The sequence below is a fragment of the Paracraurococcus lichenis genome (assembly GCF_030657435.1).
GTDB lineage: Bacteria > Pseudomonadota > Alphaproteobacteria > Acetobacterales > Acetobacteraceae > Paracraurococcus > Paracraurococcus lichenis.
Genome location: NZ_JAUTWS010000058.1, coordinates 18,047 through 33,279 on the forward strand (window position 1 = coordinate 18,047; position 15,233 = coordinate 33,279).

Here is a 15,233-nt window from a genome sequence, read left to right on the forward strand (position 1 = left end):
GGTTACTGCCTCTCGATGCCGGCGCCGTTCGCCACGTCGCGCCAGCGCGCGGTTTCCTCGGTGAGGAGCGTGGCGAAGGCCTCGGGCGGCATGCCGCCGGGCTCGGAGGCGATGGAGGCCAGGAACTCCTGCATGTCCGGCGCCTTCAACGCGGTCGCCACCTCGGCTTGCAGACGCGTCACCACCGCATCCGGCGTGCGGGCCGGGGCCGCCAGGCCGGACCAGTTCACCACGCCCTCGCCATGCGGGCCGAAGCCGGGCAGGCCCGCCTCCCTGAAGGTCGGCACGTCCGGCAGGGCGGCGGTGCGGCTTGTCCCGCTCATCGCCAGAGGCCGCAGCAGCCCGCCGCGGACATGGCCGAGGGCGGAGCCGAGCGAGATCATGACCATGTCCACCTGCTGGCCGAGGACAGCCGTGACCGCCTCGCCGGCGCCCTTGAAGGGCACGTGGAAGAGCTTCACCCCGGCGGCCTGCGCGAAGGCGGCGGTGGCGAAATGGGGTGCGCTGCCGATGCCGCCCGTGCCGTAGGTGATCTCCTCGGGCTTGCGCTTTGCCGCCGCGACCAAGGAGGCCAGGTCGCGCCACGGCGCGTCGCGGTGCACGGCCAGCATGACCGGGGAGAAGGCGCTCACCGTGACCGGCCGGAAGGCGGTGGCGTGGTCGAAGGGCAGCTTCTGGAACAGGTAGGGCAGCATGGCATAGGTATTGTCCATCGCCAGCAGCGTGTGCCCATCGGGTGCGGCGCGCGCGACCTCGGCGGCGCCGATGGTCCCCGTGGCGCCGGACTTGTTCTCCACCACCACCGGCTTGCCGAGCTGCTCCGAGAGCTTCTGCCCGAGGCGGCGGGCGATGGTGTCCACCGCGCCGCCGGGCGCCCAGGCGACCACGATCCGCACGGGCCGGGATGGCCAGGCATCCCCTTGGGCGAGGGCGCGGCGCCCGGTCCCGAGGCCGACGGCCGCGCCGGCGAGGGTGGCATGGAGGAACTGGCGACGCTGGAACACGGGCGGCTTCCTTCCCATTGGCGCGGATGCGGCATTTCCGGGCTGTATTTCAGAATAGTGTTTCGTTATAGGGCGCCCATGGTGCGGTCTGTCAAGCGAAGCCGCGCCTCGGAGGAACCTGAACCCATGCTGCACCCCCGCCTCGGCCGCCGTCCCGTCCTCGCCGCCGCAGCCGCTGCACTGGCCCGCCCTGCCCTGGCCCGCCCTGCCCTGGCCCGCCCTGCCCTGGCCCGCCGGCCGCCCCATCGAGATCGTGGTTCCCTTCGCGCCAGGGGGCGGCATGGATGCCATGGCGCGGGCCATCGCGCCCTTCCTCGCGGCCCGGCTCCCGGGCGCCCGCGTCATCGTCTCCAACCGGCCCGGGGCCGGCGGCCAACTCGGCACGGAGGCGGTGGCCAATGCCGCGCCGGATGGCTTCACCCTCGGCGCCTGCGCCACCCCGACGGTGCTGAGCCAGCCGATCGAGCGCCCCGTCCGCTGGCGGGCGGCGGAGCTCACCTGGCTCGCCCAGGTCGTCGAGGACCCCTGCGGCCTCTTCGTGCGCATGGACAGCCCGCTGCGCGACCTGCCGGGCATGCTGGCGGCGGCGCGCAAGTCGCCGGGTGACCTTTCCTACGGCACCGCGGGGATCGGCGGGGACGACCACATCGCCGCGCTGCTGCTGGAGGAGAAGGCGGGCGTCCGGCTGAACCACATCCCCTTCAACGGCACCTCGCAGCTCCTCGTGCCGCTGCTGGGCGGCCAGCTCGAGGTCGGCGCCTTCAACCTCAGCGAAGCGCTGCCCCTGTTGCGGGACCGCGCCATCCGAGCCCTGGCCCTGGCCGCTCCCGCACGCGATGCGGCCGCGCCGGAGATCCCGACCTATCGGGAGAGCGGGACAGACCTGGTCTTCTCCGCCGGCCGCGGCCTGTTCGGGCCGCCGAAGCTGCCGGAGCCGATCCGCACCGCGCTCGAGGGTGCCCTCGCCGCCATCTTCGCCGATCCGGCCTGGACCGAGGCGGCCGCCCGGGCCGGGCTGATCCTGCATCCGCTGGTGGGCGACGCCTATCGCGTGGCGGCGCTCGGGGGCGAGGCGGCGCTGCGCGCCCTCTGGGATCGCCACCCGTGGAAGGAGTGAAAACAGAATAGCATTGCGTTTTATATGGCCGGCATCTATCAAGGACCGGCATCACCCGGGGAGAGGGGCCGCCATGGCCATCGGTTTCAGGATCCTGCCGCGCAACCGCAAGGTCGCCCCGGACGCGGTCACCCGCTTCCGCGCACTGCCCGTTGCCAATGTCAGCGACTCCATGGCGCGGATGACCGCCGGCGGCGCGCGCCTGCGGCCGATGCATGCCGGCGGCGGTCTCGCCGGCCCGGCGCTGACCGTGAAGGCCCGCCCCGGCGACAACCTGATGATCCACAAGGCCATCGCGCTCGCCGAACCGGGCGACGTGATCGTGGTCGATGCCGGTGGCGACCTGACCAACGCTTTGATGGGCGATCTGATGCTGGCGCAGATGGTCCGCCGCGGCCTGGGCGGCGTCGTGCTGAACGGCGCCATCCGCGACAGCGCGGCGATCCGCGGTCAGGGTTTCCCGGTCTTCGCCGCCGGCGTCACGCATCGCGGCCCCTACAAGGACGGCCCGGGCGAGATCAACGTCCCCATCGCCATCGACGGCATGGTGATCGAGCCGGGCGACCTGATCCTCGGCGACGATGACGGCCTGCTCTGCGTCCCCTTCGACGCGGTCGAGGCGGTGCACGCCGCGGCCAGCCAGAAGGCGGCCGCCGAGGCACGGCAGATGGCGAATATCGAGGCCGGTACCCACGACGCCTCCTGGGTGGACGCCACGCTGCGCCGCCTCGGCTGCGACGGCCTGGCCTGACCCCCTTTCCGAGAGAGCGCCCCATGACCCACGCCGCGAAGCCCGCCGTCCTCGTCACCGCCGCCTTCCTTGCGCCCGAGGCCGTCGCCATCCTGGAGCAGGCCGGTTACACGGTGCCCTGCGTCAACGCCTACCCGTCCGAGGCGGATCTCCTCGCCGCCATCGCCGCGCACAAGCCGGTCGCCATCCTGCACCGCCAGGGCATCATCAACGGTGCGGTGATGGATGCCGCCGCGCCCGCGCTGCGCGTCATCGCCCGTCACGGCGCCGGACTGGACGGCATCGACCTCGCCGCCGCCGAAGCCCGCGGGCTGACGGTGACCCGCGCCGCCGGCGCCAATTCCCGCTCGGTCGCCGAGCACGCCATGGCGCTGATGCTGTCCATGCTGAAGGACCTGCCCGAAGTTCAGGCGGGGATGCGCGCCGACAAGTGGGAGAAGACCTCCCGCATGACCCGCGACGTGGACGGCGTCTCGCTCGGCATCGTCGGCCATGGTGCCATCGGTTCCAAGGTTGCGCGGCTCGCGGCCGCCTTCGGCATGACGGTGAGCGCCTATGACCCGCTGTTGCCGCCCGGGCCGCTGCCCGGCCCGGCCGAGCGGGTGGAGACGCTGGACGCCCTGCTGGCGCGGTCCGAGGTGCTGTCGCTGCACTGCCCGCTGGATGCCACGACCCGCGGCATGATCGGCGCGACAGAGCTCGCCCGGCTGCCGCGCGGCGCCATCCTGGTCCACACCGCCCGCGGCGGCATCGTGGATGAGGCGGCGCTGCTGGCCGCGCTCGACAGCGGGCACCTGGCCTGGGCTGGCCTCGATGTCTTCGCCAAGGAGCCGCTCGACCTCGCCAGCCCGCTCCGGGCCCACCCGCGCGTGCTGCCGACGCCGCACCTCGCGGCCAATACCCCGCGCGGCGCGGTCGGCATGTCCACCGGGGCGGCGGAGAGCATCGTCGCCGTCCTCGCCGGCCGCCTGCCGGCGCTGCCGGGCGCGGTCGTGGTGCCGGGCGGGCTCCGGCTCGCCGCCGCATGATCCCGTGCCTGCCCCTGACGGAGGCGCCGGGGGCGGCCACTGCGGCGTTCCTGGAGGCACTGCGCGCCGCCGGCTTCGAGGGGGAGCTCTCGACCGCCGATGGCGACCGGACGGTGCTGGCCACCGACAACTCGATCTACCGGCTGGTGCCGCAGGCCATCGCCTTCCCGCGCGGCACCGCGGACCTCGCCTGCATCGGGCGCCTGCTGGCGGAGCCGCGCTTCGCCGGGGTGCGCATCGCGCCGCGCGGCGGCGGCACCGGCACCAACGGGCAGTCGCTGACGGACGGGCTGGTGGTGGACGTGTCCCGCCACATGAATCGCATCCTCGAGATCAATGCCGAGGCGCGCTGGGTGCGGGTCGAGGCGGGGGTGGTGAAGGACCAGCTCAACGCGGCCCTTGCGCCGTACGGGCTGTTCTTCGCGCCGGAGCTCTCGACCTCCAACCGCGCCACCATCGGCGGGATGGTCAGCACCGATGCCAGTGGCCAGGGCTCCTGCCTCTACGGCAAGACGCGGGACCATGTGCTGGAGCTGACCACGGTGCTGGCCGACGGCACCGTCTGGCATTCCCACCCGCTGCACGACGAGGACCTGCGCGCGGTGCAGCGGCGCGCCGACCGCATCGGCGCCATCCACCGCGCGGTGGACGCCATCGAACGCGAGCACCGCGAGGAGATCACGGCCCGCTTTCCCCGGCTGAACCGCTGCCTGACCGGCTACGACCTGGCGCATATCCGCACCCGCGAGGGCCGCTTCGATCTGAACGCCGTGCTCTGCGGCTCGGAGGGCACGCTCGGCATCCTGGCCGAGGCGAAGCTGAATGTCCTGCCCATCCCGAAGCGAAGCGCCCTGGTGAACCTGCGCTACGCCAGCTTCGACGCGGCGCTGCGCGACGCCCAGGCGCTGATGGAATTCGGCCCCGCCTCCATCGAGACCGTGGATTCCAAGGTGCTGATCCTGGCGCAGCAGGACATCGTCTGGGAAGGCGTGCGGGAATTCTTCCCGGACGATGCCTCCGGCCCCGCGCGCGGCGTCAACCTCATCGAGTTCGTCGGCGACGCGGAAGCGGAGGTCGAGGCGCCGCTGCAGCGGCTGACGGCGGCGCTGGCGGAGGCGGGCCCCGCCTGCGGCCGCCTCGGCCACACCATTGCCCGCGGCGAGGCGGCGGTCCGGCGCGTCTGGGAAATGCGCAAGCGCGCCGTCGGGCTGCTCGGCAACATGCAGGGCGAGAAGCGACCGATCCCCTTCGTCGAGGACACGGCGGTCCCGCCGGAGCACCTGGCCGACTACATCGCCGAGTTCCGCGGCCTGCTCGATGCGCGCGGGCTGGACTACGGCATGTTCGGCCATGTTGATGCCGGGGTGCTGCATGTCCGCCCGGCCATCGACATGAAGGACCCGGCGCAGGCGGCGATGGTCCGCGAGGTCACCGATGCCGTCGTCGGCCTGACCCGGAAATATGGCGGCCTGCTCTGGGGCGAGCACGGCAAGGGCGTCCGGTCGGAGTATTCCCCGACGTTCTTCGGCCCGCTCTATCCGCTGGTGCAGGCAGTGAAGGCGGCCTTCGACCCGCGCAACCAGCTCAACCCCGGCAAGATCGCCACACCCGATGGCAGCGCGTTGCTGACGGTGGACGGCGTGCCGACCCGCGGCCAGGCGGACCGCAGCATCCCGGCAGGGGCACGCATCGCCTTCGATGAGGCGATGCACTGCAACGGCAACGGCGCCTGCTACGATTGGGACCCGGACGCGGCCATGTGCCCCTCCTGGAAGGCCACGCGCGACCGGCGGCATTCGCCGAAGGGCCGGGCCATGCTGGTGAAGGAGTGGCTGCGACGGCTGGCGGAGGCCGGCGCGGACCCGGTCGAGCAGACGCGCCGCCTGCGTGGCGCCGCGGGCTGGCGGAGCTTCCCCGCGCGCCTCCGCAATACCCTCGCCCGGCGCCGGGGCGAGGCGGACTTCTCGCACCAGGTGAAGGAGGCGATGGACGGCTGCCTCGCCTGCAAGTCCTGCGTGGGCGGCTGCCCGATCAAGGTGAATGTCCCGGGCTTCCGCGCGAAGTTCCTTGAACTCTACCATGGCCGCTACCTGCGGCCGCCGCGGGACCACCTCGTCGGCACGCTCGAGCACCTGCTGCCCGCCATGGCGCGGGTCCCGCGTCTCGCGAATGCGGTCGCCGCGGGCACCGTTGGCCGCGCGGTGCTGCGCCGGTTGGGGCTGGTGGACACGCCCGGCCTGTCCGGCATCGACCTGCGGGCCGAATTGTCGGCGCGCGGCGTGGCCCTGGCGACGCCCGAGGCGCTGCGGGCGCTGGCCGAGGAGGAGCGGCGCCGGGCCGTCATCCTCGTGCAGGACGCCTTCACCACCCACTACGAGACGCGGCTCGTCCTCGACGTGCTCGACCTGCTGCGGCTGCTGGGCGCCTCGCCCTGGCTGGCGCCCTTCCGGCCGAACGGCAAGGCGCTGCACGTGCATGGCTTCCTCGGCGCCTTCGGGCGGGTGGCGGCGGCCAATGCCGCGGGGCTGCAAGCCCTGGCCGAGACCGGCGTCGCGCTGGTCGGCATCGACCCTTCCATGACGCTGACCTACCGCGCCGAATATGCCGAGGTGCTGGGCGGGCGAAACCTGCCGCAGGTGCTGCTGCTGCAGGAATGGCTGGCACGGCAGGAGATGGACGGGCCGCGCGCCGCACCGGCGCACTACCGGCTGCTGCCGCATTGCACGGAACGCACCACCGCCACCGCGTCGCTGCGTGACTGGCAGTCGGTCTTCACCCGGCACGGCCTTCGGCTGGAGGTCCTGGCGGCGGGCTGCTGCGGCATGGCGGGCACCTACGGCCACGAGGCCGAGCACCGCGACACCTCGGAGCGGATCTACGGCCTGAGCTGGCGCCACCACGTCACCAGCGAGGGGCAGGCGGGACACCTCCTGGCCACCGGCTACTCCTGCCGGTCCCAGGTGAAGCGCTTCGACGAGGTTGCATTGCCGCACCCGGCGCAGGCGCTGCTGCACGCCCTGCGACGGCAAGTCACGGCTTCGGCCTGAACAGGCACGGACACGCCGTCACACAAGATGAAGGACAAGGTGAGGATGCGAGACAAGACGATAATCGGACGCCGCGGGCTGCTCGCGGCCGGGACAGCCGCCCTCGCCCTGCCACGCCCCGCGCTGGCGCAGGGCGGGTGGCCGGGCGGACGGCCGGTCGAGGTGATCGTCGGCTTCGCGCCGGGCGGCGGCACCGATGTCATGGTGCGGGCGCTCGGCCTGTTCCTCGCTGCCGAGATCCCCGGCGCGAACTTCGTCGTGCTGAACCGGCCGGGCGCCGGCGGCGAGACGGCCTACGTCGCCCTGCAGTCGGCGAAGCCGGACGGCCATACGATCGGCGCCATCAACACGCCCGGCTACCTCTCCGTTCCGCTCGAGCGGAAGGTGCGCTACGACCGCGCAAAGATCCGCCCCATCGCCCGGCTGGTGGACGACCCCACGGCCTTCGTGGTGCGTCGGGACTCCCCCTACCGGACGCTGAAGGACCTCGTCGAGGCGGCGCGGAAGAAGCCCGGGACGATCAGCGTCGGCTCCTCGGGTGTCGGTACCGACGATCATCTTGGCCTGACCCTGCTGCAGGCGGCCTCCGGCACCGAGTTCATCCACGCGCCCTTCGCCGGCGCCGGCCTGGTGAAGAACGCGGTGCTGGCGGGCCATATCGACGTGGCGGGGCTCAACCTCGGCGAGATCGGCAGCCTCGGTCAGGAGGACCCGCCGCTGCGCCCGCTCGCCGCCATGGGCGAGACGCGCTGGGACCTGATGCCGAATGTCCCGACCTTCCGCGAGGAGGGCTTCGACGTGGTGATGACCAGCGAGCGCGGCCTCGCCGCGCCGCGCGGCATCCCGGATGACGTCGCCGCCCGGCTGGAAGCGGCGGTCGCGCGCGTGATGGCGAAGCCCGAGTGGCGGGAGAAGGCAAGGCAGCTCGAATTGCCGCTCGCCTACCTGCCCGGCGCCGCGTGGGAGGCGCAGATGCCGGCGCAGGAGGCCCGCTACCGCCGGATCTGGGAGACCACCCCGTGGAACTGACCGCCCCGGGTCGCTGAGGATCCCCGCCATGCCGAAGCAGGCAACCTCGCCGCATGCCCCGGTCCGCGAGGCCTGGCTCGCCCAGGTTTCGGAGGAGATCCTCGAGCCCGGCCTGCCGATCGTGGACGCGCACCACCACCTCTGGGACCGGCCGGGCGCGCGCTACCTGTTCGAAGAGTTCCTCGCCGACACGGGCTCGGGCCACGACATCCGCGCGACGGTCTTCGTGCAGTGCCGGTCCATGCTCCGGGCGGCGGGGCCGGAGGCGCTGCGCCCGGTCGGGGAGACGGAATTCGTCGCCGGCGTCGCCGCACGGAGCGCCAGCGGGCTCTATGGGCCCATGCGGGCCTGCGCCGGCATAGTCGCCATGGCCGCCCTGATGCTGGGCGATGCGGTCGCGCCGGTGCTGGAAGCGCATCTGCTGGCTGCGGGCGGGCGCCTGCGCGGCATCCGCAACTCGACCGCCTGGCATGCCTCGGAGGAGGTGCGCTCCAACCCGATCACGCCGCCGCCCGGCCTGCTCATGGAGCCCGCCTTCCGCCGCGGCGCCGCGCGGCTCAGCGACTTCGACCTCTCGCTCGATATATGGGCCTATCACACCCAGCTCGGCGAGGTCATCGACCTCGCCCGCGCCCTCCCCGGGGTCACGATCGTGCTCGACCACTGCGGCGGCCCGCTGGGCGTCGGGCCCTTCGCCGAACGACGCGATGAGGTCTTCAAGGCCTGGCGTGCCGACATGCGGACCCTGGCCGCATGCCCGAACGTCGTGGTCAAGCTCGGCGGCCTGGCCATGCGCGTCGGCGGACACGGTTTCGACCGCGAGCCGCTGCCGCCCACCTCCGAGCGGCTCGCCTCCGCCTGGCGCCCGGTGATCGAGACCTGCATCGAGCTCTTCGGCGCGGCGCGCTGCATGTTCGAGAGCAACTTCCCGGTGGACAAGGGCATGTGCGCCTACCCGGTGCTCTGGAACGCCTTCAAGCGCCTCGCGGCGGGTGCCTCCGAAGCCGAGAAGGCGGCGCTCTTCGCCGGGACGGCGACGCGCGTCTACCGCCTCCGCGACCTGCCGGCCGGCCTCGCGCCCGACCTGTCGCCCCGTCCAACTCCAGCCTCCTGAAGGCACACCCGATGCAGCACCGACGTACCCTCCTCGCCGCCGGTTGCGCCGCCGCTTGGTGGGCCGGACCGGCCAGCGCCCAGGCCTGGCCGGATCGGCCGCTGCGGCTGATCGTCCCCTACCCGCCCGGCGGCGCCGTGGACCTCGCCGGCCGCCTCATTGCGGAGGGGCTGCGCGACCGTCTCGGCCAGCCCGTCGTCGTGGAGAACCGTGCGGGCGCCGGCGGCAACATCGGCGTCGCCGCCACGGCGAAGGCCGCGCCGGACGGCACCACCCTCTGCACGACGGCGGTGAACAGCCTGGCGATCAACCAGTTCGTCTACGACAAGCTGCCCTTCGATCCGGAACGCGACCTCATTCCCGTCTCCCTGGGCTGGGAGGCGCCGCTGGTCCTGGTGGTGCCGGCCGCGCATGTCCCGGCGCGGAGCGTGCAGGAATTCGCCGCCTGGGCGAAGGCGCAGCGGGGCGGCCTGGCCTATGGCAGTTCCGGCATCGGCACCACGGTGCACCTCTCCGGGGCGCTGCTCTGCCGTCGCCTGGGGATCGAGGGCACGCATGTGCCGTTCCGCGGCGGGTCCGAGGCGCTGACCGCGCTGCTCCGCGGCGACACGCAGTTCAGCGTGGACAACCTGCCCACGGTGCTGGCCGCGGTCCGCGACGGCGCCCTGCGGGCGCTCGCCGTCACCTCGGCCTCCCGCTGGCCTGACCTGCCGGAGGTGCCGACCCTGGCGGAGGCCGGGATCCCCGACTTCGTGGTGACCTCCTGGGGCGCCGTCTCGGTGCCGGCCGGCACGCCACGCCCGATCGTCGAGCGGCTGTCGGAGGCGATGCGGTCCGCTGCGGCCGACCCGGCGCTGCAGGCGCGCTTCGCGCCGACCGGCAACCGGCCACTCGGCACCACGCCCGAGGAGGCGGCGGCGCGCGCCGCGAAGGAGCGGCCGATGTGGCGCGAGGCGGTCCGCATCTCCGGCGCGCGGCTCGAGTGATGCTGGCCGCAGGCGAAGTCCGAACGTCAGGCGCGGATCATGGTCTCGACGTCGCGGCTCAACGTGCTGTTGCGGGAAAGCAGGGCGTTCGTCGGCGCCCTCCGCGCCACGCGCTCGGCCGGAGGCAGGACATGGACGCGGCCGAACGGGTTGGATTGCGGCTGCGACTCCCCAAGCAGACTTTCGCGGGTTGGGCCACACTTCGTGCGGCCCAACCCTTAAGCAAAAGCCTGTTTAGGGTTTTATTGCAGCGCAAACCCGAAGGGGTTTGCTTAGGGCGGGGGCCCAGGTGGATGACGTCGCGCTCCTCTGCGCCGGCGAGTCCGAGGCCCTGAGGCGCGCCGTGCCGGGACCGCGCCGGGGGGTGGCCGCCGGCATCCCCGACGCGGGCCCTGCAGCGCGGCGGGTCAGTGCGCCCCGCCGCCCGGGCCGGCCAGGCGCGGCCGGCCGACCAGGAAGGCCATCGGCGCCACCAGCACGAAGAGCAGCGCCATCGCCACCAGCACGTCGTTATAGGCCATCACCAGCGCCTCCCGCTGGACCATGGCATAGACCCGCCTGAGCGCCGCGAGGTCGGCATCGCCCGGGATGCGGCCGTCGAGCGCGGTGGCGATCCGGTCCACCGCCTGCACCGCGCCCGCGCGCGCCCAGCCCACCGCCTCGCCGAGCTGCGCGCGGTGCAGGAAGCTGCGGTCCTGCGCCAGGGTATTGATCGCCGCCAACCCGACCGCGCCGCCGAGGTTGCGCATGAGGTTGTAGAGGCCGGAGGCGTTCTTCAGCATCTGCGGCGGCAGGGTGCCGAGCGCCACCTGGTTCACCGGGATCATGGCGCACATCGTCCCGGCCCCGCGCAGGCCGAGCGGCAGGGCCATCTCCCAGAAGGAGGACTGGTTCGTCAGCGTCGCCGTCAGCCAGACGGCCAGCGCCATCAGCAGGAAGCCGGCGCACATCATGACCCGGAGGTCCAGCCGCTGCGCCAGCCGCCCGACGATCGGGGAGACGGCGAACATGGCCAGGCCGGTGACGAACATCGTCTCGCCGATCTGCAGGCTGTTGTAGCCGCGGACGCGCCCGAGGAAGAGCGGGATGAGGTAGACCGAGCCGTAGAGGCCGATGCCGACGGCGAAGCTCGAGACGCAGCCGATGGCGAAGTTGCGGTTGCCGAAGGCGCGCAGCTCGACCAGCGGGTCCGGGCGCGTCAGGGTGCGCCAGAAGAAGATGATGCCGCCGAGGGCGGAGAGCGCGGCGCAGTCGCGCACCGTCGGGTCCGCCAGCCATTCCCAGCGCGGCCCTTCCTCCATCACGTATTCCAGCCCGCCGAGGAAGCCGGCCAGCGCCGCAAGCGCGATCCAGTCGATGCGGCGCAGCAGGCCATGGTCCGGCCGGTCGATGTCGAGGCAGGTCCAGACCGTGGCCGCGACCGCGGCGCCCACGGGGATGTTGATCAGGAAGAGCCAGTGCCAGGAGAGCTGCTCGGTCAGCCAGCCGCCGAGCGTCGGGCCGATGGTCGGCGCCATGGTCGCGGTCAGGCCGATCAGCACGCTCATGCGGATGCGCTGCGGCCCGGCGAAGAGCAGGAAGGAGGTGGCGAAGACCGTCGGGATCATCGCCCCGCCGAGGAAGCCCTGCACCGCCCGGAAGACGACCATGGCCGGCAGGCTGCTGGCCGTGGCGCAGAGCAGCGAGAAGACCGTGAAGCCGGCGGCCGAGGCGGTGAAGAGCACCCGCGTCGAGAGCAGGCGGGAGAGGTAGCCCGAGAGCGGGATCATGACGATCTCCGCGATGAGGTAGCTGGTCTGGACCCAGCTCGCCTCGTCGGCGCCGGCGGCGAGGCCGGCCTGCACCTCGGCGATGGAGGCGCTGACGATCTGGATGTCGAGGATGGCCATGAACATCCCGAAGACCATGGCCATGAAGCCGATGTATTCGCGCCGCCCGATCCGCGGCGGCGCCGGCACGGCGGGCGCCGGGCTCATCGCACGGCCGCCGCCGCCGCGCCGAGCAGGCCGTGCAGCGCGCCGGAGAGGAGGCCGCGCGGCGCCCCGGGGTCGTCGCGCGTGTCCACCTCGGCCTCGACCGAGAGGCCGGGGCGGAGCAGCGCGAGCCTCGCCGCCGCCTCCGCATCCAGCGCGACCCGCACCGGCACGCGCTGGACGATCTTGGTGAAATTGCCGGTGGCATTCTCCGGCGGCAGCAGGCTGAACAGCGCGCCGGTCGCGGGCGAGAGGCTCTCGACCCGGCCATGCAGCGCGAGGCCCGGCAGGGCGTCCACCGTCACGGTCACCGGCTGGCCTTGGCGCATACGGTGGAGCTGCGTCTCCTTGAAATTCGCCACCACCCATTGCCGCTGCGGCGGCGGCGAGACGGCGATGAGCTGCTGGCCCGGCCTGACATACTGGCCGAGCTGCGCCGCGCGGTTGCCGACGATGCCGTCGAAGGGCGCGCGGATGACGGTGTTCTCGAGGTCCACCCGGGCACGGGTCAGCGCGGCCTCGGCCTGGGCGCGCTTCGCCTCGGCCTGCAGCGACTGCGCTTCCAGCACCACGCGCTGCTGCCGGGCGGCGGTGGCCTGGGCGAGGGCGGCGGCGAGGCTGGCGGCGGCCTTCCGCTGGTCGGCGATGGCATGCTCATAGGCCTGGCGGCTGCTGAAGCCCTGGCCCGACAGCGTCTCGTAGCGGCGGGCATCGGCGGCGGCGCGTTCCTGCTCGGCGCGGGCCTGGGCGGCCTGCGCCTCGGCGACGGCGACCTGCGCCTCCTGCGCCGCCATCTGCTCGCGCAGCGTGCCGATGGCGGCGCGCGCCTCGGCGAGGCTGGCCTCGGCCTGGGCGAGGGCGGCGCGCCAGGTGGCGCCGTCCAGCTCGACCAGCGGGTCGCCCTGCCGCACCGCCTGGTTGTCGGCCACCCGGATGGCGGCGACATGGCCGTCCACCCGCGCGCCGAGCACGGCGATGTCGCCCTGGAGATAGGCGTTGTCGGTGCTCTCCAGGAACCGCCCGACCTGCCATTGCCAGGCACCGCCGAGCGCCGCGCCGGCGCCGAGCAGTGCCAGGATGCCGAAGCGGATGGCCCCCTTGCGGGACCGCCGGGGCGCGGCGGGCGTGACCTGGGGAGGGGCGGGCCTGGTCTCGGAAAGCGCGGTCATCGGGTCGTCCCACGTGCTGAACTGTACGGTTCAGTCCAGCCTTGCATCGCCGGCAGAATGGTCCTATCCCTTCGTTCCGTCAATGGAGAACTGAACGGTTCAGTTCAGCGGCCCACCACGGCCCAGACCAAGCGCGTCGTGCAGTTCCGCCCGGGAGGATGCAGGATGACCCATGTGACCGCCCCCGACCTCCTCGAGCCCGCCGAGGCTGCCTCGCCCAAGCGCCGCGCCATCCTGGCCGCGGCGACGCGGCTGTTCATGGCGGAGGGCTATGGCGCGGTCTCCATGGATGCCGTGGCGAAGGCGGCCGCCGTCTCTAAGGCCACGCTCTACGCGCATTTCGGCGCCAAGGACCGGCTCTTCGCCGCCATCATCACCGAGGCCTGCGAGACCATGCGGGGCCTGGCCTGCGGTGAGGCCGGCGCCGAGGACCTGCCGCCGCGCGCGGCGCTGCGCCGCCTCGGGCGGCACTGGCTCGGCTTCCTGCTGGATCGCCATGCGGTCGCGGTGCGACGGATCGTGGTGGCCGAGGGGCCGCGCTTCCCCGAGCTTGCCCGCGCCTTCTACGACAACGGACCGGCGGCGACGCGCGCCTGGCTGGCCGGCTGGATCGAGGGGGAGGTGGCGCGCGGCCGGCTGCGCTGCGCCGACCCCGCCCTGGCCGCGGAGCAGTTCATCGCGCTGCTCACCGGCGACATGATGCTGCGGGCGACGCTCGGCCTCGGCGAGGCGCCGAGCGCGACCGCCATCGAGCAGCAGGTCGAGGCCGCCGTCGACACCTTCTGCCACGCCTTCGTGGTGGAGGCGTCGCAGCGCGGGCCGTAGTGGACGCCGGCAGGGCCGAGGACTGCCGATGGCAAGGTGGCGTTCTGCGATGACGCGGCCGAGACCGTATCCGGCCATGCAAGGCCGCCTGCAGCGGCCGGGCTGGAACAAGCGCTCCGCACGTCCTACATGTCGGTCGCGCCCGAGTGTCCAAGGGTCGGCCGATCCGACCCGTGCCGCGAGATGAACGCGCGGGGGGCGAACAGCGTTAGCGCTCCGGCCGGCGGTGCACCGGAACCGCGGGCCAGGGGAAATCTCCTCAGCGCCGGGTGTCACAGCGAACGGGGGGGCCGGATACCGGCACCCTCCATCATGGAAATCCATGTCGGAAGCAGATCGCGTTTTTTCCACCCTGAAACCGCAGGGGCACCAGGCTCCCCATGCGGAACGGCGTCAGATCCTCAGCGCGCCACGGCGAGGCGGCGCAGGATCCAGCAAGGCGCGCGTGGTTGAGGTCGTCCATGTCCGGCGCGAGGGATCGCGGCCCGTGGAGGATCGCCCGCGTTCGGCACCCTGGGGGGTGCGCGCCGAGACCTGGCCCGAGGGATTCCGCGCCAAGTCGGCGCAGCCTCTCCCACCGCCGGACAACCAGCAGATTCCGTCCGAATCCGTGCAACCGGCGGCACATGTCATGCCGATGTGGGAGCCGGCCCCACCGCGGCCTGCGCCGGTGGCGCCCCTGGATGCGGTGCCGGTAGATGCGGAAATGCCCGAGCGGCGCCAGCCACGGACATCGAAGGCCAGAGTGAGCGACGCCACGGCGCGGCGCTTCGCCGACCCCTTTGCCATGGGCGACGACGGCGCGAACTGCCTCCGCTGCGGCTATCTGGTCGAAGCGGAGCGGGAGGGACGCGGCCTGCTGACCTGCTCGGCCTGCGGCTAAAGGCATAGCGGCGACCGGCGCCGGAGGCCAGCTGCGTCACCCAATATGCGATCCCGCTGGCTGCGGTCTTCGGTCCGGCCCGGCATCCCGGCCTTGCCACGGGCGAGTGGCCGGTCCGGATATCGGGCAGCGCCCCGGGACGACGGCCGAATTCCTCCAGGCAGCCCCTATCCGGACTGCCGGCGGCGAGGGTCGCTGGCCGCGGCGCAGGGCTCGACCGTGCGGTCGCGGTCAGGCCCTGCACCAGCCGAGGCCGAACCTTTTTCCGGGTCGGTGCTGCAGGTCTCATGCATTGGTCGCAAAAAAA

12 protein-coding genes are annotated in these 15,233 nt (G+C 72.9%); 9 read left to right on the forward strand and 3 right to left on the reverse strand.

Going from position 1 to position 15,233, the window contains the following annotated elements:
* Positions 1-2: 2 nt before the first annotated feature.
* The gene (locus Q7A36_RS30940; RefSeq protein ID WP_305107646.1) at positions 3-1,004 is read right to left on the reverse strand and encodes a Bug family tripartite tricarboxylate transporter substrate binding protein; all 1,002 of its coding nucleotides are present in this window, start codon (positions 1,002-1,004) and stop codon (positions 3-5) included.
* A gap of 289 nt (positions 1,005-1,293) precedes the next feature.
* Between Q7A36_RS30940 and Q7A36_RS30945 the strand changes: the two genes are divergently transcribed.
* The 7 genes from Q7A36_RS30945 to Q7A36_RS30975 all read left to right on the forward strand — a co-directional run bounded on the left by Q7A36_RS30945 (position 1,294) and on the right by Q7A36_RS30975 (position 10,076).
* Positions 1,294-2,121, forward strand: coding sequence for a tripartite tricarboxylate transporter substrate binding protein (locus Q7A36_RS30945; RefSeq protein ID WP_305107647.1), 828 nt, complete (start codon positions 1,294-1,296; stop codon positions 2,119-2,121).
* Positions 2,122-2,194: 73 nt separating this feature from the next.
* On the forward strand, positions 2,195-2,872 hold the full coding sequence (locus Q7A36_RS30950) for an RraA family protein (RefSeq protein ID WP_305107648.1): 678 nt from the start codon (positions 2,195-2,197) through the stop codon (positions 2,870-2,872).
* Positions 2,873-2,895: 23 nt separating this feature from the next.
* Positions 2,896-3,900 (forward strand): hydroxyacid dehydrogenase, encoded by a 1,005-nt coding sequence (locus tag Q7A36_RS30955; protein ID WP_305107649.1) that lies wholly within the window; start codon positions 2,896-2,898, stop codon positions 3,898-3,900.
* The gene (gene ydiJ, locus Q7A36_RS30960; RefSeq protein WP_305107650.1) at positions 3,897-6,947 is read left to right on the forward strand and encodes a D-2-hydroxyglutarate dehydrogenase YdiJ; all 3,051 of its coding nucleotides are present in this window, start codon (positions 3,897-3,899) and stop codon (positions 6,945-6,947) included. Before Q7A36_RS30955 ends, ydiJ begins: the two co-directional genes overlap by 4 nt.
* 45 nt (positions 6,948-6,992) lie before the next feature.
* Entirely contained in the window at positions 6,993-7,976 is a 984-nt protein-coding gene (locus tag Q7A36_RS30965) for a tripartite tricarboxylate transporter substrate binding protein (RefSeq protein ID WP_305107651.1), read from the forward strand.
* Between the two features lie 28 nt (positions 7,977-8,004).
* Entirely contained in the window at positions 8,005-9,090 is a 1,086-nt protein-coding gene (locus Q7A36_RS30970; protein WP_305107652.1) for an amidohydrolase family protein, read from the forward strand.
* 11 nt (positions 9,091-9,101) lie between these two features.
* Positions 9,102-10,076 (forward strand): Bug family tripartite tricarboxylate transporter substrate binding protein, encoded by a 975-nt coding sequence (locus Q7A36_RS30975; protein ID WP_305107653.1) that lies wholly within the window; start codon positions 9,102-9,104, stop codon positions 10,074-10,076.
* Positions 10,077-10,483: 407 nt separating this feature from the next.
* Here Q7A36_RS30975 and Q7A36_RS30980 read toward each other — a convergent pair whose 3' ends face one another.
* Both Q7A36_RS30980 and Q7A36_RS30985 read right to left on the reverse strand, forming a co-directional pair.
* Positions 10,484-12,052, reverse strand: coding sequence for a DHA2 family efflux MFS transporter permease subunit (locus Q7A36_RS30980; RefSeq protein WP_305107654.1), 1,569 nt, complete (start codon positions 12,050-12,052; stop codon positions 10,484-10,486).
* Positions 12,049-13,218 carry an HlyD family secretion protein gene (locus Q7A36_RS30985; RefSeq protein WP_305107656.1) on the reverse strand — a complete coding sequence of 390 codons (1,170 nt, stop codon included), beginning with the start codon at positions 13,216-13,218 and terminating at the stop codon, positions 12,049-12,051. The genes Q7A36_RS30980 and Q7A36_RS30985 overlap by 4 nt, the downstream gene beginning before the upstream one ends.
* A 165-nt stretch (positions 13,219-13,383) precedes the next feature.
* Between Q7A36_RS30985 and Q7A36_RS30990 the strand changes: the two genes are divergently transcribed.
* Together Q7A36_RS30990 and Q7A36_RS30995 are read left to right on the forward strand one after the other, a co-directional pair.
* On the forward strand, positions 13,384-14,043 hold the full coding sequence (locus Q7A36_RS30990) for a TetR/AcrR family transcriptional regulator (RefSeq protein ID WP_305107657.1): 660 nt from the start codon (positions 13,384-13,386) through the stop codon (positions 14,041-14,043).
* A 745-nt stretch (positions 14,044-14,788) separates the two neighbouring features.
* Positions 14,789-14,926, forward strand: coding sequence for a hypothetical protein (locus Q7A36_RS30995; RefSeq protein WP_305107658.1), 138 nt, complete (start codon positions 14,789-14,791; stop codon positions 14,924-14,926).
* The last annotated feature ends 307 nt before the right edge of the window (positions 14,927-15,233 follow it).

Bases quoted from the DNA above. Each gene is read 5' to 3' on its own strand.
- Q7A36_RS30945 (WP_305107647.1), top strand. From the start codon at position 1,294: ATGGCGCGGGCCATCGCGCCCTTCCTCGCGGCCCGGCTCCCGGGCGCC.
- Q7A36_RS30950 (WP_305107648.1), top strand. From the start codon at position 2,195: ATGGCCATCGGTTTCAGGATCCTGCCGCGCAACCGCAAGGTCGCCCCG.
- Q7A36_RS30955 (WP_305107649.1), top strand. From the start codon at position 2,896: ATGACCCACGCCGCGAAGCCCGCCGTCCTCGTCACCGCCGCCTTCCTT.
- ydiJ (WP_305107650.1), top strand. From the start codon at position 3,897: ATGATCCCGTGCCTGCCCCTGACGGAGGCGCCGGGGGCGGCCACTGCG.
- Q7A36_RS30965 (WP_305107651.1), top strand. From the start codon at position 6,993: ATGCGAGACAAGACGATAATCGGACGCCGCGGGCTGCTCGCGGCCGGG.
- Q7A36_RS30970 (WP_305107652.1), top strand. From the start codon at position 8,005: ATGCCGAAGCAGGCAACCTCGCCGCATGCCCCGGTCCGCGAGGCCTGG.
- Q7A36_RS30975 (WP_305107653.1), top strand. From the start codon at position 9,102: ATGCAGCACCGACGTACCCTCCTCGCCGCCGGTTGCGCCGCCGCTTGG.
- Q7A36_RS30980 (WP_305107654.1), bottom strand. From the start codon at position 12,052: ATGAGCCCGGCGCCCGCCGTGCCGGCGCCGCCGCGGATCGGGCGGCGC.
- Q7A36_RS30985 (WP_305107656.1), bottom strand. From the start codon at position 13,218: ATGACCGCGCTTTCCGAGACCAGGCCCGCCCCTCCCCAGGTCACGCCC.
- Q7A36_RS30990 (WP_305107657.1), top strand. From the start codon at position 13,384: ATGACCCATGTGACCGCCCCCGACCTCCTCGAGCCCGCCGAGGCTGCC.